The sequence below is a fragment of the Dyadobacter sp. HNCC25DJ184 genome, assembly GCF_056895215.1.
Map to the genome: position 1 here is coordinate 140,494 of NZ_JBXHAQ010000007.1, position 25,980 is coordinate 166,473.

The 25,980-nt window shown below is 43.7% G+C and carries 17 protein-coding genes; 1 reads left to right on the forward strand and 16 read right to left on the reverse strand.

All coding sequences use genetic code 11. From position 1 onward, the window contains the following. Positions 1-16 precede the first annotated feature (16 nt). The 16 genes from AC1XUD_RS12675 to AC1XUD_RS12750 all read right to left on the reverse strand — a co-directional run bounded on the left by AC1XUD_RS12675 (position 17) and on the right by AC1XUD_RS12750 (position 25,158). Positions 17-220, reverse strand: coding sequence for a hypothetical protein (locus tag AC1XUD_RS12675; RefSeq protein WP_483361376.1), 204 nt, complete (start codon positions 218-220; stop codon positions 17-19). A 582-nt stretch (positions 221-802) separates the two neighbouring features. Continuing rightward, entirely contained in the window at positions 803-1,954 is a 1,152-nt protein-coding gene (locus tag AC1XUD_RS12680) for a cellulase family glycosylhydrolase (protein ID WP_483361377.1), read from the reverse strand. Between the two features lie 46 nt (positions 1,955-2,000). Further along, positions 2,001-3,056, reverse strand: coding sequence for a family 43 glycosylhydrolase (locus tag AC1XUD_RS12685; protein WP_483361378.1), 1,056 nt, complete (start codon positions 3,054-3,056; stop codon positions 2,001-2,003). A gap of 58 nt (positions 3,057-3,114) precedes the next feature. Beyond that, positions 3,115-5,190 (reverse strand): CehA/McbA family metallohydrolase domain-containing protein, encoded by a 2,076-nt coding sequence (locus tag AC1XUD_RS12690; protein WP_483361379.1) that lies wholly within the window; start codon positions 5,188-5,190, stop codon positions 3,115-3,117. A gap of 104 nt (positions 5,191-5,294) precedes the next feature. Next, complete coding sequence (locus AC1XUD_RS12695) at positions 5,295-6,143, reverse strand: sugar phosphate isomerase/epimerase family protein (RefSeq protein ID WP_483361380.1); 849 nt, start codon at positions 6,141-6,143, stop codon at positions 5,295-5,297. A 137-nt stretch (positions 6,144-6,280) separates the two neighbouring features. After that, positions 6,281-7,399, reverse strand: a complete 1,119-nt coding sequence (locus AC1XUD_RS12700) for a Gfo/Idh/MocA family protein (protein ID WP_483361381.1) — start codon at positions 7,397-7,399, stop codon at positions 6,281-6,283. A gap of 197 nt (positions 7,400-7,596) precedes the next feature. Beyond that, the gene (locus tag AC1XUD_RS12705; protein WP_483361382.1) at positions 7,597-8,319 is read right to left on the reverse strand and encodes a ThuA domain-containing protein; all 723 of its coding nucleotides are present in this window, start codon (positions 8,317-8,319) and stop codon (positions 7,597-7,599) included. A gap of 165 nt (positions 8,320-8,484) precedes the next feature. Beyond that, positions 8,485-12,003 carry a PVC-type heme-binding CxxCH protein gene (locus AC1XUD_RS12710; protein ID WP_483361383.1) on the reverse strand — a complete coding sequence of 1,173 codons (3,519 nt, stop codon included), beginning with the start codon at positions 12,001-12,003 and terminating at the stop codon, positions 8,485-8,487. A gap of 97 nt (positions 12,004-12,100) precedes the next feature. Beyond that, positions 12,101-12,802: a DUF3823 domain-containing protein gene (locus AC1XUD_RS12715; protein WP_483361384.1), complete on the reverse strand. Its 702-nt coding sequence runs from the start codon at positions 12,800-12,802 to the stop codon at positions 12,101-12,103. 24 nt (positions 12,803-12,826) lie between these two features. Next, positions 12,827-14,749: a RagB/SusD family nutrient uptake outer membrane protein gene (locus AC1XUD_RS12720; protein ID WP_483361385.1), complete on the reverse strand. Its 1,923-nt coding sequence runs from the start codon at positions 14,747-14,749 to the stop codon at positions 12,827-12,829. Positions 14,750-14,767: 18 nt separating this feature from the next. After that, positions 14,768-18,247, reverse strand: a complete 3,480-nt coding sequence (locus tag AC1XUD_RS12725; protein ID WP_483361386.1) for a TonB-dependent receptor — start codon at positions 18,245-18,247, stop codon at positions 14,768-14,770. A gap of 303 nt (positions 18,248-18,550) precedes the next feature. Next, positions 18,551-19,669, reverse strand: a complete 1,119-nt coding sequence (locus AC1XUD_RS12730; RefSeq protein WP_483361387.1) for a FecR family protein — start codon at positions 19,667-19,669, stop codon at positions 18,551-18,553. 101 nt (positions 19,670-19,770) lie between these two features. Next, positions 19,771-20,388, reverse strand: a complete 618-nt coding sequence (locus AC1XUD_RS12735) for an RNA polymerase sigma factor (RefSeq protein ID WP_483361388.1) — start codon at positions 20,386-20,388, stop codon at positions 19,771-19,773. Between the two features lie 533 nt (positions 20,389-20,921). Beyond that, positions 20,922-21,995: an aminotransferase class V-fold PLP-dependent enzyme gene (locus tag AC1XUD_RS12740; protein ID WP_483361389.1), complete on the reverse strand. Its 1,074-nt coding sequence runs from the start codon at positions 21,993-21,995 to the stop codon at positions 20,922-20,924. A gap of 108 nt (positions 21,996-22,103) precedes the next feature. Continuing rightward, positions 22,104-24,008 carry a phosphoglycerate dehydrogenase gene (gene serA, locus AC1XUD_RS12745; RefSeq protein WP_483361390.1) on the reverse strand — a complete coding sequence of 635 codons (1,905 nt, stop codon included), beginning with the start codon at positions 24,006-24,008 and terminating at the stop codon, positions 22,104-22,106. A 169-nt stretch (positions 24,009-24,177) separates the two neighbouring features. Continuing rightward, a complete protein-coding gene (locus tag AC1XUD_RS12750) occupies positions 24,178-25,158 on the reverse strand; it encodes a YheT family hydrolase (RefSeq protein ID WP_483361391.1) in 981 nt (326 codons plus the stop codon). Between the two features lie 244 nt (positions 25,159-25,402). On the opposite strand from AC1XUD_RS12750, the gene AC1XUD_RS12755 reads away from it, so the two are divergent. After that, positions 25,403-25,594 (forward strand): cold-shock protein, encoded by a 192-nt coding sequence (locus AC1XUD_RS12755; protein ID WP_215237375.1) that lies wholly within the window; start codon positions 25,403-25,405, stop codon positions 25,592-25,594. Positions 25,595-25,980 lie beyond the last annotated feature (386 nt).

A 25,980-nucleotide genomic window follows, 5' to 3' on the forward strand; every position in this document is an offset into this window, starting at 1 on the left:
GGATTTTAAATTTCACTTAAATATTTGTTTTCATATCAATCAATTCTCTTCCCAAAGCATGCTGATTATTCTCAATGATTCTAAAAAAACCTTTTTCTACATCGACTGCTATCCTATTATTAAAATGTTCACTCGCGATAGAAGCACACAGATCACACCATACTAAATAATAGGCCTGTGATTTTCCAGATACCCTAATTGTTGTATCTTTTTTTTCCAAATGGAATGTGATTGAGAGGATTATTAATATTGTTGTCACGTAACTCCATTATTTTCTTATCGAGTACAACGTACTTATTAGGATTAAGAAACATCAGTATTTTAGAAATAAATGCGAAACCAGAAAATTCTGGCATACCTAAAGCCCTAATTGAAATAGCACTGTAACTGCTATTTTGAACATATCTTCTAAACCTCTCGAGTTGTTGATTTGTAACATTCTGTCGAAATAACGTCACCCTTCGGTCTCTATAACCGATCCGTGCATATCCCCAATATAGCACGTTAGAGAGACCATTTTTTATTTCCATCAAATCATTTGACGAAAGTCTTGTCAGAATGTAATTTTCCAAATTTCGATAATTATTGAAATGAATCTCATGATCTTCATTAAAATCGTACAAAATCGAAGGAAAATCATATCCGTTCATAAAATTTGTTAGCCGTTCCATGTGTTTATTTTTAAATTGATCTTAATGATTTGAATTGCAATATCTTTTAGCTGTTTGAAATATTTAACACTAAAAATGCCGTGAGTTAGAAAAAATACTAACTCACGGCATTTTAAATTTGCTTTCGGTGACTACCGACCCGTCAATTTCTTGATCAAATCAACTTCAGCCTGTCGATATGGTGTTCCGTCTTTTCTGAAAATATCGTGAAACCATAAGTCCGGTTCTTTGGTATAAGTTTTCTTCCAGCTGTCCCATGGATATATCGTTTGCGACTTACCGTCAACAAGTCCCCAGTTGATGGCTGCTACGTTGTACTTTTTCGCAATGGGCAGTGAAGTTTCGAAAAAGCTTCCGTTTCCTCTTGACATATACTCGGTGCATATCAACGGGCGGTCATACTGTTGCAATTGCACAATACGTTTCTCAAAATCTTTTGCATCGTTATAATTATGGAAAGAAACCACGTCAGATTCCTCGATACTAGCCTTCTCAATCGGTTTCAAAGTTTCCGGAGTTGCCCAGTCGCCTGCCCAGACGCCTGCAGTCAATGGTTGCGAGGGATTTACCGAACGCGCCAATGCGAACGATTTTTTCATTAACGGCAACACATAATCCACTTTGTTCGGCAGCTCCACTTTTCCATATGAGCTGTCGTTGGTATTGTCCGGCTCGTTCCAGATATCCCATGCCAATATCCGGTCGTCATTTGCAAATTTGCCGACGGTACCCGTGACATATCGGGCGAGGCGAGGATATTGGGTCGAGTCTTTCAGAGCATTGAAGCCCGGGCTTTGAACCCAACCCGAGTTGTGAACGCCTGGCTTCGGTGCGCGTTGCTTTCCCAATTTTGGAAACGGATCCCAGCAAGAATCAAATAATACGAATACCGGCTTGATATTATGCTTGGCCGCGATACCCAAAAACACATCCAATCTGTTAAAAAAACCGGTTGAATCCTGTTCATACAACAAGTCGTGCAGATATACGCGCATGGTATTCATGCCAATATTTTGCGCCCAGCCAAGTTCTCTGTTAATAGTCGCTGTATCAAACGACTCCGCCTGAAACATTTCCAGCTGATTTATCGCCGTGCTTGGCAGGAAATCCGCGCCAACGACCCAGCCTTGTTTTCCATACCATTCTTTGGCATGTTCCTTGGTCCATATTTCCCGGCCCGCCACGGTGGCCACGGCTTCTTCTTTCTTTTCCTCCTTTTTGGCACAACTAAAAATGGCCGTAGCAGCCATCAAAGCAATCATTGTGTTTTTAAATAACTTCATTCGGTTATTGGTTTATAAATCTGATAATCATTTTATTCTTTCAATTTCACTTAAAAACCGGTGCGTTCTGGATATTCATATTGGGCACCTCGTTTTTAATCTCCGGCCAATCGTTTTTCCAGGTTACTTTATCAATCATCAGCATTCTGCGATTGGCACCGGTCGGTACTTTGGCATTGTTAACGAACATCGCATGATATAGTATCCAGTCGTCACCATTGTCATCCGTCACAATTCGCGAGTTATGTCCTGGCCCGGCAATTTCGTCGGTGCGGTGGATCAACACTGTACCTGTTCCTCGAGTCGTTAGAGGCTGTCCTGTTTTATCCATATAAGGGCCGAAAAGGCGTTCTGATCGGCCCACTCTCACTTGATATCGGCTTTTCTCCGCATCACAACAATTCTCCTTCGATCCGAAAAAATAGTAATAACCATTTCTTTTATGAATCATAACCGCCTCAAAATCACCGGCTGCAATTTTCGTTTTTTTCGAAATATCTTTTACAGATTTCCCATCTTCCGAGAGTTCGGTGCCATATGTACCCTGCGTGTCAGAGTCCGAATAACTGCCCCAAAAGATATATTTCTTGCCTTCGTTTTCTATATAATATGGATCAATAGAATTCGGCACATTTACCTCGCTACTCAAAAAAAGCTTTCCCAAATCCGTGAAAGGCCCTTCCGGTTTGTCGGAAATAGCCAGCCCAACGCCCGGATCTTTATCTCCCCAAGTTGAGAAAGCATAATAAAGATGATATTTACCATTGACCGCAACTATATCAGGCGCCCATATCCCGCCCTCTTTCCATGATGGTTTCTGAGTAAAAGCTTCGCCTACATATTGCCATTGCACAAGATTCCTGGATTTGACAATCGGAACCTTGCGTGGCCCCTTGCCATCACCCCAGTTGTCCATCGTGCCATATGCATAAAACCAGCCGTCGGAAGCCTTGATTACCGTCGGATCAGCGAGAATTGGCTCAAAAACAGGGTTTTTATACTTCCCCGAGTCTGCTTCCGCTACTGACGTGTCATGGATCGGGTTTGAGTTGCACGCTCCTGAGCCAGCTAAAATCAATGCGTATATTAGAAGTTGTTTCATTTTTAATTTCAAAGTGTTTTTTATACCGAAATCCTTCCCGCTCCGAACCGATTTCCCCCTACTCCAACCAAACAATCTGCGTAAAAGCTCCGTTAACGGCTACATCCCAGGCTTCCAATCTTACCCATTTTCTACCCTTCATATTTTTAGTAAAATGAAAAGACTTCTGACCGAAGCCACTCGTTTCTGACATATCGATCACGTCGTGGAAAACCTCTTTCCCATCACCTGAAACCAGTTCGATTCGGTTGAGTGGGAATGTCCATTTGATATTCACATCAATATCTATATTGCCTTTTGCATCTATTTTGGCAGTCTCTCCGGCTCCTATTTTATTCACCGAGAATGCAGGCAACAAAACTTCTCCGGTCGAGACGAAAAATTTGCCGTTTCTCATCACGTCCAGAACAGGTTGCCATCCATCTTCAAATTTAGGGAGCTGATCCAATTGCAGATAATTCACGTTCAAATGGCCATATAACTCATAGTTCGGTTCAATCCTAAACAGATCGGCCTCGGCGATCACGTTCTTTTTCTGCCCCCAATTGGCCATATCGTCCATCAATTCAAGAACCCTTTTTCCTAATCGGGGTTGAGACAAATCGGCGGGCATCGCCTTCCAGGCCGCTCCCATGAACTGGTCGGATTTATAAAACTCTTCATCTTTGTACTTGTCGGGATATCCTGTTGAACCTTTGGTGCGCGCATGAGCAGTCCATGCCAGGCCTTTTTCCAGCTGCAGCAGTTTCAGCATTTCCTCCTTGTTTCCAATGCGATATATCTTTCCATATACCGGATGATTTTCCACAAACGGCTGGTCTTTTTCTCGGCTCATCAGCCAGTATACCGGTTTTGGGAAAATATTCATCCAATGACCTCCCATAAAATTATTGGGCTCCTCACCTGGCAAAAGCAGAAAATTTCCATCGGAAAGTCGCTGACATTCGCTAAACATAGTTTGCATTTCCGGCCAGCGTTTCGCTTCCGGCCCTCGCGGACTACCCGGCCCATGAAATTCACCCAAATGCACGATATTAACTCCCGTATTTCTTAAAGCTTTTACAAAACCGGGCATTTCTGGCATTGGTTTCCTCGTCAATACATCATCAACATGTTCCTGATGGAAGTGGCTGGACATGGTGTAATATCCTGGAAGTGCCTCATATTTGTCGCCGTGCGTAAATGCCTTCACATCGTCCAAAACTTTTGCATCCTTTTCATCGCTCAGAAGGCAGAAAAAGTTGAATCGCTGCATGGTTTTGGGAGGGGCATTAAACCACGGAACCCAACGGCGATCCCCCAAAAGATCATGACGCAGACCGATCCCAAAGCCAGGAATCAGATTTCGATAATTTTCGCCATACCAGATATGTTCGAGATTATAGCAGTTATCTAAAGGGTAAAAAAACTGATGCGGCGCGGGAAAAACAGCCAGACTTCCTTCCTGCCCTTCACCTATGATGGTGCGGTATTTCACGGCCATCGTGCTCGCCGAATCTTTTGAAAACGAATCCTTATTCCGGACAAACCCTTCTGTGTCAGACCAAAATAGCTTCTTCCAGGCTTTACTTTTGCTCACCAAACCGGCATCATATAATACCGCCACCGAGTCAACCTGAGTGGTTAGAACTGCGGCCACGTTCATGAGCGGCAACCCGTTGTAAAGAGTGATATTAATTGAACCTGAAAAGATATCCGCCTTTGCTCCGGATACGATAATTTCTGTATGTGAACCTGTGGTAACGACTTTCACGCCGCTTTTATCCAACTTAACAGTGTAGCTTTTGGATGGCAGATACGCAGTTTTGTCGAAAAAGATATTCCAACCATTTTGAGACACCAAATCTCTTTTGCCAATGGTTAATATCACGGCTGCATCCAGTCCGCTTGCTATTGTTTTTAAATCATTTGCTTTCCCAATTTGCAGCTGGTTTAGCAATGGCTGTTCCTTCCGCAAATCAATTGATACCTTCCCGTATTTGTTTTCGCCAACCGGCCATTGGATATTTAACTGATCACCGGAATTTGTGATCTGAACACCTTTTTGTTTGTCAAAGCCAGTTAAGTCAACCGGAATTTGTGCGAAACTTCTGGCGGAACATATCAATAAAAAACAAAGAACGAGGAATCTCATATGTTGATTAGGTTTGGAAATTAATACCGCTTCGGCTTGCCAGTTGCCGGCTTTGACTTACCAGGTTTTGAAAACCTGGCAAGTCTTTGTAGATCAGCAAGTTTTTACGAAAGCAGTTGTTTATAAAACGCGAGGCCTTCGCTCGCCAACTCGTCAGAGCTATTCGCCAAAGGCCTCCATATACTTGCTGCACGTGCCAGTTCTTCCGATGGTTGCCCGAAAGTTTCAATCACGACCGCACCGCTATATCCTATTTCTTTCAATGCATCTCGGATTCCCTCCCATTCCAAATGCCCGGTTCCGGGCGTTCCACGATCGCTCTCATTTCCCTGTACATGACAAAGCATATCCACTCCAATTTTCCGGATCGAAGCAGGGATATCCTTTTCCTCAATATTCGAATGAAAGGTATCTAAGACGATCTGCAAATTTCGATGCCCTACTTCATTAACAATAGACAGCGCCTGATCTACTGTATTGACCATATCGGTTTCAAAACGATTGAGTGGTTCGAGACCCAAGGTCACGCCATAGTCGGAAGCGATTTTACTTACTTCGGAAAGCGTTTCAACACACCACGCTCTTTCCTGTTTCTTTTGCTCTACAGAAACCAACCGTGTTTTTCCCACCGCAGAATATAGCGGCCCGCCAAATATCGGGCTAGCCATCTCACCAGCGATTTTGATGCAATCGATGATATATTGCTTGCCAATATTCCTGAAATCGGGATTCGTGCTTGATATATCTCTTTCCGGCCCAAACGCACCACTTATAGTTATTTTTAGATCAAGATCAGCAGCTACATTCCGAATGAGTTTCCAATCGATAATCGATGTGTCTTCCACGGCGATCTCTGCGATATCAAATCCCATCGTTTTTATTTTGGTCAGGAGGTCAATATTTTTCGTTGAAAAGGGTGATGCCCAGATGAATGTACTTGCTCCGAATAGCATGGACGTTTAATAAGTGAATGTGAGAATTAGTGAATGAGTGGATAGGAAAATAACCCTCCCTATTGCAACTATCTTACGGTTTAGTCAGACTTACCAGATTTTAAAAACCTGGCAAGTCTTAGGCTAGCTGATAGATATTATTCGGCGAAGCTTGGAACTTCTATTCTTATTCCGCCTTTCATGGCTGATTCGTGGGCGCAGATTCCTGCGCAGGTATAGTTGGCTGCCAATGCCGCGTCTACCGCTGAATCCCTTCCTTCGACGATCGCCGCTACGAATTCCTGAACCAAATGAGGGTGAGAACCGCCGTGTCCAGCTCCTTGCAGGAACGAGACGTGGTTTGGATCGTCTATTTTTTCTCTTTTTGTGAAATGTTTGATTGGGTCGATCAACAGTTCGTCGGTGTCCGGAACATTAATCCGCTTCGCATTTTCGCCCCCGTCAAATATCACATGTTCCTCATCCTGAAGCTGTTCCCATTCGAACGACATCTTCGTTCCATATACATCATAACTTTCGCGGTACTGACGGACTACATCAAATAACGACCGCGTTGCTTCGGCCACCACGTCCGAATCCTTCAGTTTAAAAGTCGCCGTCTCCACTGCAAATGGCGATCCATATCTGCTTGCCAAATCGTCGCTCAAGCGGCCCGACCCGTGACAAACCACAGATTCTGCTATGGTATTATTGATCTTTAAAAGCGGTGAAATCGCGTGGGTTCCGTTCAACATCGGCGGATATCCTTTCCAATATTCATCCCAACCCTCCATGCTCATATCCTGGATATGCGATCCTCTCACAAACTGAATCCGGCCGAGTTCTCCCGTTTGGGCTAACTTCAAACCATATAAAAACTCACGGGTATAAAGGGCAGTTTCCATCATCATATACACCTTCCCCGACTTGCGTTTGGCAGCCACAATCGCCTCACAATCTTCTTTTGTCATTGCCATCGGGATGGTACAGGCTGTGTGCTTGCCTGCATTTAGAGAGGCAAGGGTCATACGCGCGTGGTCGGGAACAGGCGTTACAACGTGAATCGCGTCCACATCTTCGCGCTTGGGTATATCATCAAAGTGTTCAAAAACCAGATTAGGGTCCAGGTTAAATTTAGCAGATAATTCATCGCGTGTGGCTTTGCTTCTGGTACATATCCCCACCGCTTTTATATTCGGATGACTTTGATAAATCGGAATAAACTCTTTGCCAAAACCCATTCCTACGATCACAACTGTAATTTGCTTCTGACTCATGTTCTTTAATTTTAACTTTAATAAATGTTTTTATTTTTTTGATTTTACTTGAAATATGTTTTCGCGTTGCAAACGCCTAACCATGGAAAACCGAAGGTTCGCCGCAGCGATTGTAAATCGGTTTCAGCGGGTTTTAGCACAAATCGCACGGTACTTCGCTTCGAACTCCCAACACTACTCTGCGTTAACCTTACTCATTACTTCCCAGCCGCCCACTTAACCGAGTTTCTTAATATCGTTTTATACGGTTCAATGGTATGCGACGCCTGGTCGTGGCCGAGCGCAATTCCTACAATCCGGCCCTTAGGATATTTAACGACGAACAAGTTGGTAAATACGTCCGGAGAGGTTGTGGCTTTTGCGGTAGCCAATATCTCAATGGGAGTTCCCGACGGATCCTGTTTGTAATAATAGAGCTCGTCGTCGAGCGTAAATGTTGCCGGAACACCCTTGGTAATCGGATGTTTTTGGGTGATCGTTACTTCGAAATTGCCATATTTATTATGTCCTTTCGAACCGCCTCCCACCAGCTTCTGGTTGTATTCCGGCCAGTCGGCCCAGTTATACCACAGCGCTGGATGCGCGAGAATCAATCCTTTTCCACTATCCACAAAAGCGAAAATGGCCTTTCTGGTAGCATCGTCTTTTATCGGTTGATTATTGGCCAAAAACAGCACGTCGATTGCGGGCAACTTGCTCAATATTGTGGTTGGATCGGAGGTATATTCAACCGTGGCTAATCCGTCAGTTTGGAGCGTAGCCACATCTTCACCTTTGTACCATTTATCAAAGTCATGAGACGAACCGCCACCTACCATCAACACCCGGATAGGCTTTTTTACATTGGGGATATTTGCATAACAAGTGATTGTAAATAGTGTCAACAGGATGAGTATTGAGCGAAATTTTAGATTGTTCATGTTTTAGTTTTTAGGTATTAGTGATTAGCTTTTAGTTTTTAAACGCAGAGCAAAATTGAGTTTAACCGGAGTTTCGCTGAGTTTTCCCTTCATCCCTTCCCCCCTTTCGTCCCTTTCCCCCCTCCTCCTTTCCTCCCTCCTCCTTTCCTCCCTACTTCCCCTCCCCTATTTCACCCTTAAAATCCCATTCATCCCCCGCCAGTGTCCCGGGAAGGTACACACGAAGGGATAGTCGCCGGGAGTAGATGGAACTGTGAAAACCAGTGATACTGTTTCACCTGAGTTTACGAGTTTGGTTGAGAAAAGTACTTCCGGCAGGTTTGGCACATAGTATTTTTCGGCCGCTTTTGGGTCTGTCAACATCGCGTCGGCCGCTTTTCCTACTCTTTGCAATGATCCTGGTTTCAGAATGAGCATATTATGTTGCATACCATCCGTATTTTCAAAATTGATGACCACTTTCTCACCTGCTTTTGCTGTAATCAGTTTGTTGGAAAACTGCATCATATCCAACACCACCGACTGATCAATTGCTCTAGCGCCCTCAACCGCTTGAACGACCGTTTTAGCTTCCGGCACTTTTGAGCTTGCCGATGGTACTTTCAGTTCCAATGTCAGTTTTTGAAAATTTCCGTCGAAACCGAACTTTCCGTCATAGTTCCCAATCTTGTCTGAACCCTCGACATCTTCTCCAGTTCTTAGAATATTGTCCAGCGGATTCATAAAAAGCATATGCGCCTGTCCTGTTCCCGCTTCTTTTCCGTCCACCAAAATATATATTCTTCCGTCTTTTTGCAGACCAGCTTCCAGTTCGAATTTCTCTGGCAGAGCTTCTGTTGTCTGTGCTTGGTAAGTTTGTCCATGCTGTCTTACGGCCATCACAACTTTTCCATCCTGAATATAAAGACCATATCCTCCCTTTTCTCCGCCTTGTCCGACGATAAACCCTTTCGCAGCTCGTTCTTTTGGTTTGCTCACGCTTGTACGAATGATGATCTCCTTATTCGAAACGTCCGGCGAAAATTGCATCGCCATTCTCCGACCAAGTGGATATACTTCTGATTTTAAAGAAGTTATTATACTTTCGCTTAATTTGGATTTCAAAGAAGCAGTAGAAGCCGCAGCTTCAAAACCTAGCTGGTGCTTTACCGCTGCCGCCATCAGCGCGCGAGATATCCACTGATCTTTTATATTCTCTTCCTTCACGGAAGCTGTATATATTTCCTTTCCGATTAGGTCAGAATTGGGGAAATCCGCCAAAGCCAGAATGACTGTCAAACGAGTATTGAGATTAGGATCGCTCAGGAGGCTTTTCAGCAATTGAAAGCTTGCTTCGGTTTTTGGCAGCACGCCGGCCGCAGCTTTGCGGACTCCTGCCGCAGGATGTGAAAGTGCATTTTCTGCTACTTTTAGTGCTTCCGGATTTTTGCCCTCCAATACTCCCATTCCTTTTAAAGTCCATAGCGCATTAATCGCCGGTCCGCCAAGGCCGATTTCGTCAACCGACTTATTATCAATAATCTTATATAAACCCGGCAATGCGGATGTATTTTTAGCTTCAACCAAAAGTCGTTGTGCAGTCATCCGCCAGAACATATTGTCGCTCTGCAAAGCCAGAAGAAGGCCGGGGATATCATTTTTCGACAATTTGAATGACTCCGATTTCTTTCCTTTTTCATATGCCACGCGGTAAATGCGGCCATGATTGATATCGCGAAATGAGCTTTGGAATGCATTTCCTTGTCCATGGGGCTGTTCTGTAAATGGAAGGATAAATTCGGAAGGTGATTGAGCAGGAACGAATACATTATGCTGAATGATGAAGTTGTTCCAATCTGCCACCCAGACATTGCCATCCGGACCAACTTCAGCCTGAACCGGGCCAAACCATTCATCAGAACTTGCCATCAAATTCCAGCCATCTTTTTCCTTAAATCCAGCGCCATCAGGCTCAAGAATGGCTTCATGAACCAGTCTGATTGTCGGCTCGCTTACGAACGCTATTCTATTCCAGTATTTCTTCGGGTAATTCCTGGCGGTGTAAAAACGGTGCCCTGCCGCTGAAGTGAATCCCCCTACAACATCCACCTGTCTTAAATTCGGTGTCATCGAGTGGGCGTCATAGTGACCGTCTATTTTTTGAACAGACTGAATCGAGTTATCTCCGTCTAAGGCACGCAGCATATGACGGGATGGAATTGAATAAAATGCGCTGTGGGTATTGTTTGCCGTGGAAAGGAACACGTTGTTATCTTCAGTAAAGCCCAATCCCCAGGTATTGTTGGAGCTTGCACCCAGATATTCAAAATCCGAACCGTCGGGATTAAATTGATATACCCCTTGCCCGAAAGTCAGGAACTTGCCATTGACCATTCCATTGAAACCCGCATATCCGTTTACTCCCCATATCTTGTTGTCAAAACCATATTGCAGGTTAGACGGGCCGGCGTGGGTATCGTTTTTACCCCAACCGGTCATAATTACCTGACGGACATCCGCTACATCATCTCCATTCGTATCTTTCAAAAACAGAAAGTCAGGAGCCATGGAGACGATAACGCCGTCGTTGCTAAATACCATACTGGTCGGGATATTCAGCTTGTCGGCGAAAACGGTGAATTTATCCGCTTTTCCATCGCCATTGGTATCTTCACAAATCTTGATGCGATCGTTGGCCGCACCGTCTGTTTCTTTGAAGGTATTCGGATAATCGACTGATTCGACGATCCAGAGACGGCCTCTTTCATCCCACGCCATGGCGATTGGATTGGTGATATCCGGCTCAGCTGCAAACAGTTCTGCTTTAAAACCGGGAGGCGTCTGCGTCAGTTTCATGGACTCCGAAGGAGATAGCGATTCCTGTATTTTTGGAACCACATGACGGGCAGTGAAGCGGGCGATGGTATCTGCATTGTAAATATCAACCTTCGGTAATTTGAGGCCTGCGATTTGCTGATTTACTTTATCGCCAATTGCCCATAATACGCCATTTCGGACCATATTCAGGAAACCGATGTTGGTCCAGGTTTTATCTTCATGTCCATATGCAGTGTAAAAAACCCGGCCTTTTCCTTCATTTCGAACCCATGTATAGGGTTCATGAACCTCACCATCAATGCGCTCGCCCAAAACCTGGTTGTCGGGATTCAGGTTTTTAAGTACATAGGTTTCATCCCATGTTACAAATTCCGGTATACCCTTCATCACCGGATGATCCGGTTTAAGGATGATATTCTTGAAAGTTCCGGTTTTGTGAGATTCAAATTGTCCGCCGATGGTGTTGATATACCACTCCGAATTGCGGAAACAGCCAGAAGCCGAATGCAAAGGAATCAGACCTTTTCCGCTTTCAACAAAAGCGCGCATGGCACTTTCCTGAGCGGGAGGTAGCGAATCATGATTGGCATATATAATCAGCCCGTCGAATTTGCTGAGATTTTCTGTATTGATGTCGTTCAAATCGGCGGTATAGGTCATATTGACACCGCTTTCGAATAGCTTGATGGCCAGCCACGGGGCATATTTGCCTGAGTCGTGGTGTTTGCTGTTATGGCCTAAAAATAAGACCTCCGCCCTTCTCGGCCCAGTCGGAGAATTAACTGCATTTTGGTTAATAGACTTCTTATCACGTGCACAAGAAGCAAAAAATAACGCTGCTAAAATTAATAAGTGAATTTTTCTCATTTAGACAAAAAGGGTCAGGATTGGTAATTTTTGACATCACCAGAAAGGAAAGCGATAATGAAGGCAGAGACGGTGTCCCTGCCTTTCCTTACTAAACTTAGAGTTTAACTTTTTCTACCGTTGAGAATAGCATATCTTCTATTCCCTTGATTTTCACTCCAACTCTGGCAAAGACGTAATCCTGCGTTGGGGTCAACGGAGCCACATCTGTGGTTAAAGTGATGTTGGAAATATCCTTTATTTCATCACCATTTTGAGTAGCTGTTGCGATGTTGGTAGCGCGGGAAACGAACCCGGTTTTATTGACAAAAAGCGTAACGCTTTCCACCTCTCTGGCATCCACCCCTTTCAGAATCTGCTCCAGTTTGGCAGATACTGAAACTCTGCTTTCACCACCGCTAAAAGTCGCCGATTGGAAAATATAATACGGCATTACCTCAACATCAACTGTTTTGCTTCCTGCGAGACTCACATATATCGTGTCCTTTTGAGCGGCGCTGGTCTGAATGGTTTGGAACGGCCCTCTTCCCTGAGGAAATACCATTTTATATTCACCATTGAACAATACGGAAGAATATGCTCCTGACTGATCAATCGGTGCGTTAATGGCCGCCAGTTTACCAAACCCAGGTTGCCATAACTGCAACCGAACCTGATTATATTCAACTCCAATGGGTTGACCCTGATATACTACCCGACCGGATAAGACCGACTTCGGCTCTGCATAGTTGTCCTTCTCGCAAGACGATAAAAGCCCAACCGATGCCAACATTATTAAAAATTGAAACCTTGATTTCATAGTATCGTTTGATTGAACTGTCTGTTATTGATTAGGATTTCTTTTAATCAGCGGATTGTTGTTGATCACATCGTCCGGGATATAGGAATAGTAATTTCCCAAACGGAAATTATCTGACCCGGTTACGCGACTTAGTTTCGTAATCTTATAAATCCATTTTCCATCATTCGGAGAACCCGGCTCATAGATTTTGTAAGGCCACAGGCCCCAGGGTTGGGTGCTTCTTTTGGTTGCTTTGCCCAAATCCTTTGAAATCTCACCGGCAGAAATTGCATTGCCATCCATAATTTGGTGCGCGATCCGCCATCTTTTGATATCGTCCAGATAATGACCTTCAAACGCAAATTCCACACGACGCTCGTGAACAACCCGGTCGAAAGTAATTTCTGCCGGAGTCAATGGCTTTACCAAACCCGCTCTTGCCCTTACTTCGTTCATATAACCCGCTGCATCGGTAAGATTTCCTAGCTCAAAAGAAGCCTCAGCGGCATTCAGCAGAATTTCCGCATAACGATACCGAACATTCCAAACTTCACTTTGCACCCCGCGCTGGCCTGAGCCGACAACCGGATCCTGGTATTTGCGGACATAAAAACCAGTCTGAGCGGTAAACTCAAAGCCATCGATAGGACCGTCAAAACCAACTACTTGTTCTGGAACTGTTTTTCCCGGCAACACTTTCTGAGCTCCGCGGTCTGAACCGGAAATAATACTTCCATCTGCCAGCTGATATCCTGCCCAAATATCCACTGTTCTTCCTTTGAATGCCGTTCCGGGGAGCAATATCGTTCCGGAAAGACGTGCATCACGACCTGCGAAAATGTCTGCCTGCCGCGTGTAGTATATCGGTTTTCCCGCAGCGTCGGTAGTTGGAATCGGAGCGAAAGTATTGTCCAGTTTTTCAAATGCTTCGACCAGATTCAAAGACGGATTGATTCGTCCACCTTCTTCTTCCTCTGCGCCATAACGCGGTTGGTTAGCACCTGTGAAATAATGAACTTTACCACTCTTTAACTTAAAATCGTCGACAAAAATCACCTCAGAATTGTTGGCTTTGTCGTAAAATATGCTCGAAAAGTTTTCAGACAAATCTGGCTTTTTGTTGTACAACGCATATCCCCCGGCACTTCCACTGATGATTTCTTTGGCTGCTGTCAAAGACTTATTATAGTAGGCATCAGCCATGCTTGCAGGGATACCAACCTCACCACCAGCCAAAGCTACCTGCGGAGTTGTTGTACCATGTTTGGCGATTGATCCGGCATATAGAGCAGCCCGCGATTCCATTGCCAAAGCAGCTCCTTTTGTAGCGCGCGATTTCTCTGATACAGATACAGGAAGAAAATCTTTAATCGCCTCAGCTTCACTAATTACAAAATCATATACCTCCGATTCCTTTGCGCGAGGATGGCGCAAATAAGACGGATCACCGCTGAAATCATAGGTTAATGGCTCCAGAATAAGAGGAACGCCTCCCATGATTTTCACCAGTTCGAAGTAATAGGAAGCACGTAGGAATCTTGCTTCTGCCAGAAAGCGAGCTTTAACGTCATCCTTTAAAATAGTTGCGGCTTCGCATTTTTGAATGAACAAGTTCAGCTCACGGATATAGGTAAAGTCCCATAACACCCCCCAGTTTTCGTTGTCTGCGTTATTCACTTTCCAGAATCGGTAATCCAGATCACCATCCTGGAAATAACGATATCTCCCCGCTTCTGACCAGAATGCTTCGTTATACCCCGCAAGGGAAGCCCAATCTTTAACGGTGCCTATATCGTAATACCTGTTATAAAGATTTCCCAAAACAGATAAAACCATAGTTTCGTCAGTCCAGACCTGCTCCTCGGTCAGGATGCTGGTTGGTGGACGATCCAGAAAAGAATCGTCGTTACATCCCATGGTTGAAGAAAGTATTGCAAGGGTCGCTATATAAAATATCTTTTTCATCTTAATACAATTTCAGGTTCAGATTGACAAACTAATACCAACGTTAACAAACTTATTCTGAGGATATTGCAATCCATTTCCATCAGATATTTCGGGATCCACGCCGAACTCCTTCAGGTTGTCGATCGAGAACAGGTTGTATGCGTTGATATAAAATCTTGCACGCTGCATTTTCAATTTCGTCAAAACGCTCTTCGGCAATGAATATCCTATTTCCAAAGTTCTGGCTCTCAGGTATTTCACGTTATGCAACCAGAAAGTAGAGTTCTTGTTATAGTTGCTGTGGCCACCGTCATTATAGCGCAATGCCGGATATTTGCCCGGTATCCACTCGCTATTCAAATCAAACGGATCGGCGCGGTGCCATCTGTCAAGAAAAATGCTGTTCAAGGCACCTTCGTTCTGATATGCCCAACGCTGCTCCCAGTTTTGATTCCATGAATACATGCCACCTCCCGAGAAATCGGCATTGAAAGAAATTCCTTTCCAGCTTACAGCCAGATTGAGACCAAAATTGATATTTGGTTGTCCTGATTCCGTATATCCGATCGGTCTTTCATCTGCGCCATCGATCACATTATCGCCATTGATATCCTTGTAAATCAGGTCACCCGGTAGCAATGTGCGGTTGCCTTGTCCATCTATATTAACCGGGTATTCCGCAATTTGTTCCTGCGACTGGAATTGTCCGATTGTCTCATATCCCCAGAAAATGTTGTTGTATCGCTGCTCACCAGAGTTCCGGTAACGGTCAAGGGAATTGTTGAATATCGGCTTATAAGACGATAAGAATTTACTGCGCGAGAATGAAAAATTTCCACCAATAGAGTAGCTGATTTCACCCGATGCAGCCTTGCCATTATATGCAAGCGAGCCCTCCCAACCTTGCTGCTGGTCGCTGTTTACGTTTTCGTCTGGCAGGCTATATCCAACTTCACTTGGAATAAGGATGTCATATTTACGACCCAACAATCCCGTCCTAACACGTTTGAAGTAGTCGAAAGTACCTGAAACTTTTGTTCCAAACAGTGAAAAGTCAGCCCCGATATCCAGAATCTTACTTTTGAACCAGGATATATTGTTTACAATCTGCCCCTTATCTCTGGATGTTACAATGGCAGTTCCACTCAGAATCGCATTTCCCTGATTGTAGTTATACCCAGGCAAGTATGCATATGGGCTTAGATTGTTAATGTTATCATCTCCCAAAACCCCGTAAGATGCCCTGAATTTAAGATCATCCAGTCCGCTGCGCTCTCCAATCCAGTTCTTCAAAAACTGTTCTTCCGTTATTCTCCATCCGGCGGAAGCAGACGGGAAGAAGCCAACGCGGCGATCTGGCGCAAATTTCCAGGATGCATCCCGACGTCCCGACATTTCGAAGTAATATTTGCCTGCGTAGTCATAAGTAAAGCGACCGATATACCCTATACGTGCCTCCTGATCGTCGCGGTCATTATAGGCGTCAGCCGTTGCAAAGTATATAAGCGGTAACACGTTCGTGGAAGGAACGGAGTGAATCCATTGCTCCTGATCGCGCTGTTCCTGACGCTCTGCCACAAAGGTTGCTCCGACGTTGTGCTTGCCAAAAGTATTATTGTAGCTCGCCTGAGCCTGGTAGATATTGCGCATGATTTTACGAGTTCCGCGCTCCCGCCAAGGGTTGGTACTTCCGCCAGTTACCGTATATGTATCGTCCGTAGCGTTATAAGTATATGCTTTATAGGTATACTCGTGGCCGTTCAGTACCCTATCGGCTATATAGTAAGAATACATACCCTTGACCATCAAACCTTTAACACCCGGAATTTTATATTCTGCCTGCATATTAGTCTGAAGTACTCTCCAGATTTCGGTGGCATATCCTCCCAGCTTTTTGTTATTATAAGCCCAGTTGGTTTCGTTGTGTTTAATATCATTAAGGTACTCCGGATTGTCGTTTGCATATGGCCTCTCAAATGGACGGTTTCTCATAATTGCAAACCGGGGTAGCCAATAGTCATCGCCACCAGGAATACCAGGATTGTCTCTTGTTTCGATACGACCGTTGATCTGAACACCAACTTTCAGATTATCAGTAATTTGGGCATCAACATTACTTTGAATATTGGTTCTTTTGAACGTAAACTCACGACCCAGCACAGAGTTCTGGAAAAGGTGAGTTGCAGATATGTAGTAGGAGATCTTGTCCGACCCGCCCGTCATATTCAGGTTAAATGAATGGAGCGGCGAGTTTTTCTTAACGATAAAATCTTTCCAGTTAAATGTCTGATAACCAGGCTCAGTTCCAGCTTTATATTTCTCTAATTCCGCGGGTGTTATGGCCGTTGTACCATATTGATTCATATCTGCTTCTGCTTTTCCGAGCATCCATTGGTAAGAGTCATTTACAACATTCGGGAATCTCGACCAGTTTTGCCAGCCGGTATATGCGTCCAGATTGATGGTATTTTTGGTGCCGTTTTTACCTCTTTTAGTTGTAACAACAACAACTCCGTTTGCCGCACGAACACCATATATGGCTGCGGACGCATCTTTCAGGATGGTAATACTTTCGATATCGTTTGGCGCAATGTTGTTAAACTGGCCTGCATCCTGTTGAATTCCGTCAATAACATATAGCGGATTTCCCATATTACGGATCTGGATGTTAGCACTCGCACCCGGACGACCGTCCGGCATACGGAACGTTACTCCCGCGATCTTGCCTGCCAAACCCGAACTCACGGTTGAACCGCCGTGAACACGGTCGAGATCTTTGCTCGTTACGGTTGCGATGGCACCAGTGAGTGACTCTTTCTTTTGAGTACCATAGCCCACAACCACTACTTCCTCCAACGCTTTATCATCTACTTTCAAGATCACGTCCAGTGTTGAGCGTGATTCGGGTAATATAACTTCCTGATTAACAAAACCCACGAATGAAAAAACGAGCAATGTTTCGCCATCCGGAACTTCGAGCGAGAAAACACCACTACCGTCTGTTTGAGTGCCCTTCGTCGTTCCTTTAAGAACAACGCTCACTCCTGGAAGCGGCAATCCTGCCTCATCCTTTACGGTTCCTTTCAGTGTCCGATCGGCAGACGAATTCGACTCCAGCTTAGCTTCCGGCGAATTCAATACATTGACCGGAGTCTGATCGGGCGTGATAATAATGAGATCGTCATTCACTTTATAGCCTAATTGCAAGGGCCGGAGCAACTGATCCAGTACCGATGACAATTGCGCATTATTAACCTTTACAGTTGCTTTTCGTTCCGATTGAATCAGACGGGAGCTGAATACAAATTTGACATTAGTTTGCTTCTCCAATAGCTGAAGAATTTTCTTAACGTTCTGGCTTTGAACGTCTAGCGAAACCTTTTGCTGCAGAACTGCCTGCGCTCGTCCATCGACGGCCAGGGTTGCTCCGGCAAAAAAGCATATCACAAAACATTGGATTATTGAAATACGCATAACAGTGAGGAGAAAATCATTTCTTCGTCGAACTTTTTTCATATTTTTGAATGGATTTGTTGTTTAACGCGATTACTCAACAATACTTTCCCGTGCGATCACATTCCGTGATTGCGAGGTAACTGAACTTACTTTCGGGGATTCCAGGGTCAGTCATGCTGCAACATGGCTGATTTTTTTTGAGGTGTAGAGGCTTTTCTATTTCATAGGCAAAGTCGTCTTTTTGTTAAATGGTGTATAATGTAAAACAGGCTGTTGATGTTCGTTTGTCATTGATGGTCAGTAATAGTCAGTTGTCGTCATCTATATGTAAATCGAAAGCCGACTGCCGAAAGCAGAAGTTGTTTACTGACAGCCCGAACTTGTTATGGTTACAATATTTCCATTGATCTCATACTCAGCATCAATGGCCGCGCATATTACTGCAAGCTTTTGATTGAAAGACTGCCCTACCAGCGTAGCTGTCAGCGGACAATTCTGTAACAGCTTGGCATCATATTGAATTTTCACGTTATATGAATCCTCCAGTGATTTGAAAACTTCCGGGACAGCCGTTTCATCGAAGACAAAAAGTTGTCTGGAAATATCCATATCGAACGAGTTGTTTTCTATTCTCTCAATCGGTGGAATCGGTTTTCCTGTTTTACGGGAAACAGTCACCTGCTGATCAGGATAAAGTATAACCGCCTTTTTCTCCGCATTTTCCAACTCCTTGTCATTGTTCAGGTCGCCTGTCACCCGGAACACCGATACTTTACCTGTCTTCACTTCGACCTTCACGTCCTTGCTATTCTCATTCCCGTCAACCACAAAACTGGTCCCGAGCACTTTGGCAGCAATTCCGTAAGAATAAACCAGGAAGGGGTGTTTCGGATCTTTAACGATCTCAAAAAATGCCCGGCCGGAAAGTCTGATCTCCCTTTTCTTACTTTGCTTGTTAAACAAACACTCCAGTCTGGCTCCCGGCTCCAATACTACCGAGCTCCCGTCAGGCAACAGTACCATTTCCGGCCTGTCCAAATCGTTAACTTTTTCCCAGTATCCTTCTGTTTCCGCTTTCTGCTCGGTCAACGCGACTGCACGAGTCAGACTTTTGTTCTGGTAAACTATGTAACCCACACTTCCGATCCCTAATATGATCGTCACCGAAGCCGCAACCCGCAATTTACTCCAGAGGCTAACTTCTTGACCTTTGCTCACCTCCTTTGGCTCTTCCTCCTCAATTCTATTTTGTACCTCTTTCCACATGCTTTCACTTTGTTCTCTGGTCGGCATGTTCTTTCCGGTATCTTCTGCCAGCAAAAGGATATATTCTTTCGCCGACTCCATAGTTCCTGCTTTTTCGGGATGTTCTTTCAGAAACGCTCGCCAGAAGGTTTCACGCTCTTCATTGGGTTGCAACACCCAGTCTATAAAATCATCATTCCGAATCAGTTCAGTAAGCGAATAAGGGTCGAATTTCATTGAGAATTGCTAGTGGTTATAAATGCCCTTCATATACCAAGAGTGTCAAAAGATGTTTTTGACCTCTTTAAAATGAAATTTTTTTAAAGAAAATTTATACGTCAATATAAAGTAGTGAAAATCAGCAGGAACGAGGAAAGCATATGTCCGAAGTCACGCATGGACACAAGGGCTTTGTAAATAAAGTTTCTTACCGACTTCTCATTGACACCCATTAGCTGGGCGATTTCCGGAAAGCTGAACTCATCAAAATATCGAAGCGTGATCGCCTCCACCTGCCTTTCGGGAAGTTCATCAAGCAGCTGCTTGATCCTCATGCTCCGCGATTCCCGGGATTCTTTTTCAATCAGCGTAGTTTCTGTATCAGCAAAGGAGAATTGAAATATATCATCTTCCGAAACCTCTGACAATTCATCGGATCCGGGATAACGGTTCAAAGCCGTGTGGATTCTGCGGCGTAACGCTCGATATAGATAGAACTTAATTGAGGTAATATCGCTGGAAAGATTGGTTCGAAGACGCCATATATCAATAAAGACCTCTTGCACAGCATCTTCGACGACGGATGTGTTCCTGGTCAGTTTGCAGCCGTAGTTGTATAGCGTTCCGTGGTATTTTTCAAAAATAGAGGTAAAGGCATATTGATCGCTCTGCCTGAGCGAAGCCCATAGCACCTGATCGTTTTCCCATTTTCCTGTCTTTTGCACGTTGTCTATCATTCGCTATTTTCACAATAAGAGCAAAGGCCCGAAATTATACTATTAATACCATTATTTGTTAATGATTTTACATTTTATGGCAATATTGGTCAGGATTCTGGTCTTGAGTTGAAACGCAGAGTTTGGGGAGTATCACGCGGAGTGACGCAGGTTAAGCAAAAAAAATTAGTGAAATCCCTGTAGAATGTCCTAAAATATCAGGTAGTGCGAACCCTTATTAAATTCGATAATATTGTCATCCCTTCGGGATTTATTTTCTGTCTTCCTCCTTCTTTCTATAATCATTTCATCCCTTCGGGATTTATTTTCTGCCCTCCTCCTTCTTTCTATAATCATGTCATCCCCTCGGGATTTTGTCGGCAAATAATACCAACGATGACTTAATTGCTGTTCTCAAAAGCCTGAAAGGCTGACATTATTATAGAAGTTACAAATCATCAATATTCAAAAAACCCCGAAGGGGTGATATTGCTAACCAAAAAAGCGCAGAACCGGATGATTCCACGCTTATATTCTTTTTGGCGTTCGGTCTGTTAGATTTCTCCCAAAGCCTTGATCAATTCCTCAGTCTTTTCCAGCGAAGTAGCCGGGAAGTTAGCGATGCGCAGCTGTGAGTTTTTGAATTCACCATATCCGCTGCCAACTACTATACCTTTCTCTTTTACTTTCTTGATGATGTCTGCCGCCGGTAGTTCGGTATTTGCAACGATCACCGTTTGCGAGCGGTGCTGTTTCACTTTTACAAACGGCGAATACCCCTTGTTCTTCTCTATGAACTTATAAAGCAACTGAGCCTTTTGTTCCGTTTCCTTACGAATTACATCCACTCCGATTTTGTTAAAATCTTCCGCTATTTTGCCCAACAGGTATATACTCATAACATTAGGTGTTGCCGGAGTTTCGTTATTCTTTGCGTTTTTCCAAAGGGTCAACAAGTCATTATGGGCTCCAATTGAATACTGTTTTCTGATACTCTCCGCTTTGGCCAGACATTTTTCACTTACTATCCAAACTCCAAGACCGGCTGGTAAACCGAAAGCCTTTTGAACCGAAAAGAAAGCATTGTCTATCAGGGAGTAATCCAGTTCTGGATATGGAGCAGAAGACACCATATCGACGGCAATAAATTTATCCGGATTTTTGGTCTTTAATTTGTGAATATCAGCCACCGGCATCTGCACGCCAGAGCTTGTTTCATTATGCGTTACACAGATCAGCTCGGCATATTCCGGCACTTCGATCTCGTTAAACGAAAATCCTTCTCCAAGTGGTTTCTCGATTTTATGCGCGAACTTATTCAGCGCATTCGAGTAGTCATAAAACTTTTTTGAAAATGACCCGTTAACCAGGTGAAAGCTTTCCAGCTCCACGCAACTGAACAATATCCGCTCCCAGACTTCTGACGCGGATCCCAAAAATAGAATAGCATGACTATCCGGCACGTTGAGCAATATCCTCAACTGATCAACTGTAAATTTGTGAAGATCACGATACTGTTGGCTACGATGGGAAATCGAGCCTAGTTGATTTTCAACAAATGTTTGCAGATGTTGTTCAAAAGAGGGATACAACTGCGCCGGACCTGGAGTGAAATAAGTAAATGACATTTAGTTAAAATGGGTTATTTAACTGGTTGAGTATAAAATAAAAGGTTTGATTGCGTTAGGTATATTTCCGTCTACAATCAAACCCGTTAACATGCATCGTTAATAATATCAGTATAGCATCCTGAAACGAATCGTACCATCCAGTTCCTTCGCTTCCTGGATAAACTCCTCCGTATAATCTTTTGCTACGTCAACAATTACATATCCGATATGCTCATTTGTTTTGAGGTATTGGCCGGTAATATTGATATTATTTTTTGCAAAAATCTGATTCAATTTGGCCAAAACACCCGGCACATTCGCGTGGATATGCAGCAATCTGTGCGAATCTTTCAACTTCGGCAACTGAACCTCAGGGAAATTGACGCTGCCATATGAGCTACCATTGTTCATATATTCCAACAATTTGGAAGGAACAAAATGCCCGATGTTTTCCTGCGCTTCTTCTGTGCTTCCGCCCACGTGCGGCGTTAATATCACATTATTCAGCCCAATCAACTCGCTCACAAATGGTTCGCTGTTCGTTTTTGGCTCTTTCGGGAATACGTCAACACCGGCTCCGGCTACTTTTCCACTTTTAACAGCATCGGCCAATGCCTTGATATCGACCACGTGGCCACGAGACAAATTCAGGAATATTACTCCGTCTTTCATCAACGCAAATTCACGCGCACCAATCATATTGGTATTTTCCTTTCTACCGTCAACGTGTAAACTGATCACATCCGAAATTGCCAAAAGCTCTTCGAGGCTGTTGACCTTCTTTGCGTTTCCTATTGAAAGTTTCTCAACTGCATCATAAAAAAGTACCTCCATACCCAACGCCTCCGCAACCACAGAAAGCTGAGTACCAATACTTCCGTATCCCACCATTCCCAGTTTTTTACCACGAACTTCGAAACTGCCGTTGGCAGATTTGTCCCAAATCCCCTGATGCATTTGATTTGTTTTGGTGAGCGTGTTTCTGATGAGCATAATCATCTCACCGACAGCCAATTCCACAACAGACCTGGTATTACTATATGGTGCATTGAACACCGCAACTCCTCGTTTGGTCGCTTCTTCCAGATCAATCTGGTTTGTTCCAATACAAAACGCGCCTATTGCCATCAGACGATTGGCGTTGTCCAAGACCTTTTTTGTAATGGTAGTTTTCGAACGAATACCGATAATCGATACATCTTTGATTTTTTCACAAAGCTCTTCCTCGTCCATGGCGCCTTTCACCAGCTCCACATTGAAACCCTGCTGCTCGAAAGCCCTCAATGCAACCGGATGTACGTTTTCAAGAAGCAAAACCTTGATCCTGCTTTTTGGATAGGACTGGCTTCGGCTCAGCTTATTATCATATAAAAAGTCATCGAAAGATGTAGCGATATGGTCTGCAACTGAGGTCACCTTTTCACGTTCCACGTTTTCCGTGAAAGCGTAAAACTTGTTGGCCAACCCTGCTTCCTTCAATTGATAGTCAGTGTATCCGTCGCCAATCGCATATACGTCGCCATCCAGATTCAGTTGGGTAAGCAATTTGATCTTACCGCCATCCGTCGACAGTACGTTAGTCTCATCTATTCCGATAATATTACCCTCGTCGTCAAACCTGAACTCATTAGCATATACATGGTCTTCCAATATGCCCAGCTCCGTTGCAACCGGAACGATGAATTCTTTGAAACCGCTTGATACGATATATATATTGGCTGAATTTTCAGTCAAAAATTCTTTATTTCTTAAAAACGAATCTGAAACCTGTGAGCGAAGAAACACTACCAAATCTTCAATATGAGAACGGTTTGCGCTTAACAATGCAATTCTCTGCTGAAGGCCTTCGGCAAACGACATCTCTCCATTCATTCCTTTGTCGGTAAGACTACGAATTTGCGATACGACTTGAGCCTGATTTGGATTACCGGCTAATGCAATGACAGCGAGTTCATCCAAGCCTTCAACTTTGGTGAACGTACTATCGAAATCAATAATAATATACGGGGAAGTAAGAGTTTGTGTCGGCATGCAGCTACTGATAACTGAGTAAGTTTCTTTAAAAATAATATCCGTTCAGATGTTCAAAAAGTATCCCTTTTTAAAAGAAGGCACAAAGTTACTAATCTGAATTCTCTCACCCTAACAAAAAGTGATTCACTTGAGTTTTAGTGAACAGCCTTCACCGGGGAGAATAACACTATTGAAGGAACTCCAGCGCCCTTTCCTCTGACCAATATGCGTTCCCATTTAACTTAGCCGGTCGAAAACCGCAATGCCCGCCCTGGCAAGGCGTTTCAAAAAAGATGGATGGGTTGTTAGCCAACTCCTCTTCAGGCATACTCCCGAACGGTATCATTGGGTCATTTTTAGAATTGATGACCAGCGTCGGCACCTGGATATCCTTCACAAAATAGCGTGAACTACATTCTCTATAATAGTGATCGGCATTACGAAATCCGTGAATCGGCGCTGTAAACAGATCGTCGAAGTCGTAAAGTGTTTTTACATTTTTGAGTCCGGACAAATCTATTTTGTCCGAAAAGTGCGGAGCCTTTTCCTGCACTTTTGTGATCAGCGATTTCATGAATCGTTTCATGTATACATAATTGCGTGGGCGGGTTATTTCGAGACTACTCGCCCGGAGATCCAGCGGCGCGCAAAACGTAACAGCTTTGCGGATTATTTTGGCGGTATTTTTTCGCCTTTCGCCCAGATACTTAAGTGTGAGATTGCCGCCGAGACTAAAACCGATCAGACTTATATTTGTGTATCCTTTATTAATTGCGTGGCGAATTACGGCATCTAAATCGTCCGTAGCTCCGCTATGATAAAAACGATAGTTGCGATTCATTTCACCGCTGCACCCGCGGAAGTTCCAGGCAAGGCAATCAAACCCTGAACTTGACATCAAATCGCACATACCTAATATATACTGACTTTTACTACTACCCTCTAACCCATGCGAAAGAATAACCAGCGGAGCCCTCTGCCCCATCCTCTTACCCTCATGCTCATCCACCCAATCCAGATCCAGAAAATCATCGTCGGCCAATTGTACCCTTTCTCGCCGGAATTTTACACCTTTCACTTTCCGGAACAGTGAAGGATAAATAGTCTGGAGGTGACCATCGGGCAACCAATATGGCGGAGTATACAAATTTATTTTATTGGGTGACATAGAATAATGTAAACTTGCGTAAGAATTTTACAAATATAATATATCAGATACCAATCCTTATCATTTTGACGATAGTGAACGAGGGAATATAATTTAGCGCAGATTTTAAGTTTCTGTTTACGTAAATTACTGTATACGAAAAAGATATCTACTTAGTCGAATTCTAGCTGTTTTTAAAGTTCGTCCTTGCATATCCTCAAAATCTGCCTACATTTGCGATCCAATACTTATACAATAAATACTAATGGCAGAAGGTACTGTAAAATTTTTCAACGATTCGAAAGGATTTGGTTTCATTCAACCAGCAAATGGTGAGAAGGACATTTTCGTACACGTTTCAGGTCTTCAGGATGAAATCCGGGAGAACGACAAGGTTTCTTATGATGTGGAAAACGGAAGAAAAGGTTTAAATGCGGTTAACGTTCGCGTTATCTAATTTATATCGGAACATCATATTTTTCAGGAGGCTGCCCTTATCGGACGGCCTCTTCTTTTTTGTCATTATCTTAAAATATGGCGAGCATTTCCGCTCACCTGGAGGTAAAATAAAATACTTCTGAAAAACCATCAACGAGATAAGATCCTCTTTGCCTTCATCCATAAATTGCTCGATGTATTTGTCTGCATTTAGCACGACTTGCTGGGCCTCCAGCGGGTTGCTGAGATAGTATCTCTCCTGAATACCATTTCGCTCCAAAAATAAAAAGAACTGCCTTTTTCTATGTAAAATTAGTACCGCTCGTTATACCGAAAAATAATTATTCGGCTAAATAACCTTCTGACATTGGAATTGAGCATTCTTTCTACTTACTTGACTACTAT

Bases quoted from the DNA above. Each gene is read 5' to 3' on its own strand.
- AC1XUD_RS12740 (WP_483361389.1), bottom strand. From the start codon at position 21,995: ATGTCATTTACTTATTTCACTCCAGGTCCGGCGCAGTTGTATCCCTCT.
- AC1XUD_RS12735 (WP_483361388.1), bottom strand. From the start codon at position 20,388: ATGATAGACAACGTGCAAAAGACAGGAAAATGGGAAAACGATCAGGTG.
- AC1XUD_RS12705 (WP_483361382.1), bottom strand. From the start codon at position 8,319: ATGAACAATCTAAAATTTCGCTCAATACTCATCCTGTTGACACTATTT.
- AC1XUD_RS12710 (WP_483361383.1), bottom strand. From the start codon at position 12,003: ATGAGAAAAATTCACTTATTAATTTTAGCAGCGTTATTTTTTGCTTCT.
- AC1XUD_RS12715 (WP_483361384.1), bottom strand. From the start codon at position 12,802: ATGAAATCAAGGTTTCAATTTTTAATAATGTTGGCATCGGTTGGGCTT.
- AC1XUD_RS12700 (WP_483361381.1), bottom strand. From the start codon at position 7,399: ATGAGTCAGAAGCAAATTACAGTTGTGATCGTAGGAATGGGTTTTGGC.
- AC1XUD_RS12725 (WP_483361386.1), bottom strand. From the start codon at position 18,247: ATGAAAAAAGTTCGACGAAGAAATGATTTTCTCCTCACTGTTATGCGT.
- AC1XUD_RS12730 (WP_483361387.1), bottom strand. From the start codon at position 19,669: ATGAAATTCGACCCTTATTCGCTTACTGAACTGATTCGGAATGATGAT.
- AC1XUD_RS12695 (WP_483361380.1), bottom strand. From the start codon at position 6,143: ATGCTATTCGGAGCAAGTACATTCATCTGGGCATCACCCTTTTCAACG.
- AC1XUD_RS12755 (WP_215237375.1), top strand. From the start codon at position 25,403: ATGGCAGAAGGTACTGTAAAATTTTTCAACGATTCGAAAGGATTTGGT.
- AC1XUD_RS12720 (WP_483361385.1), bottom strand. From the start codon at position 14,749: ATGAAAAAGATATTTTATATAGCGACCCTTGCAATACTTTCTTCAACC.
- AC1XUD_RS12680 (WP_483361377.1), bottom strand. From the start codon at position 1,954: ATGAAGTTATTTAAAAACACAATGATTGCTTTGATGGCTGCTACGGCC.
- AC1XUD_RS12690 (WP_483361379.1), bottom strand. From the start codon at position 5,190: ATGAGATTCCTCGTTCTTTGTTTTTTATTGATATGTTCCGCCAGAAGT.
- serA (WP_483361390.1), bottom strand. From the start codon at position 24,008: ATGCCGACACAAACTCTTACTTCCCCGTATATTATTATTGATTTCGAT.
- AC1XUD_RS12685 (WP_483361378.1), bottom strand. From the start codon at position 3,056: ATGAAACAACTTCTAATATACGCATTGATTTTAGCTGGCTCAGGAGCG.
- AC1XUD_RS12750 (WP_483361391.1), bottom strand. From the start codon at position 25,158: ATGTCACCCAATAAAATAAATTTGTATACTCCGCCATATTGGTTGCCC.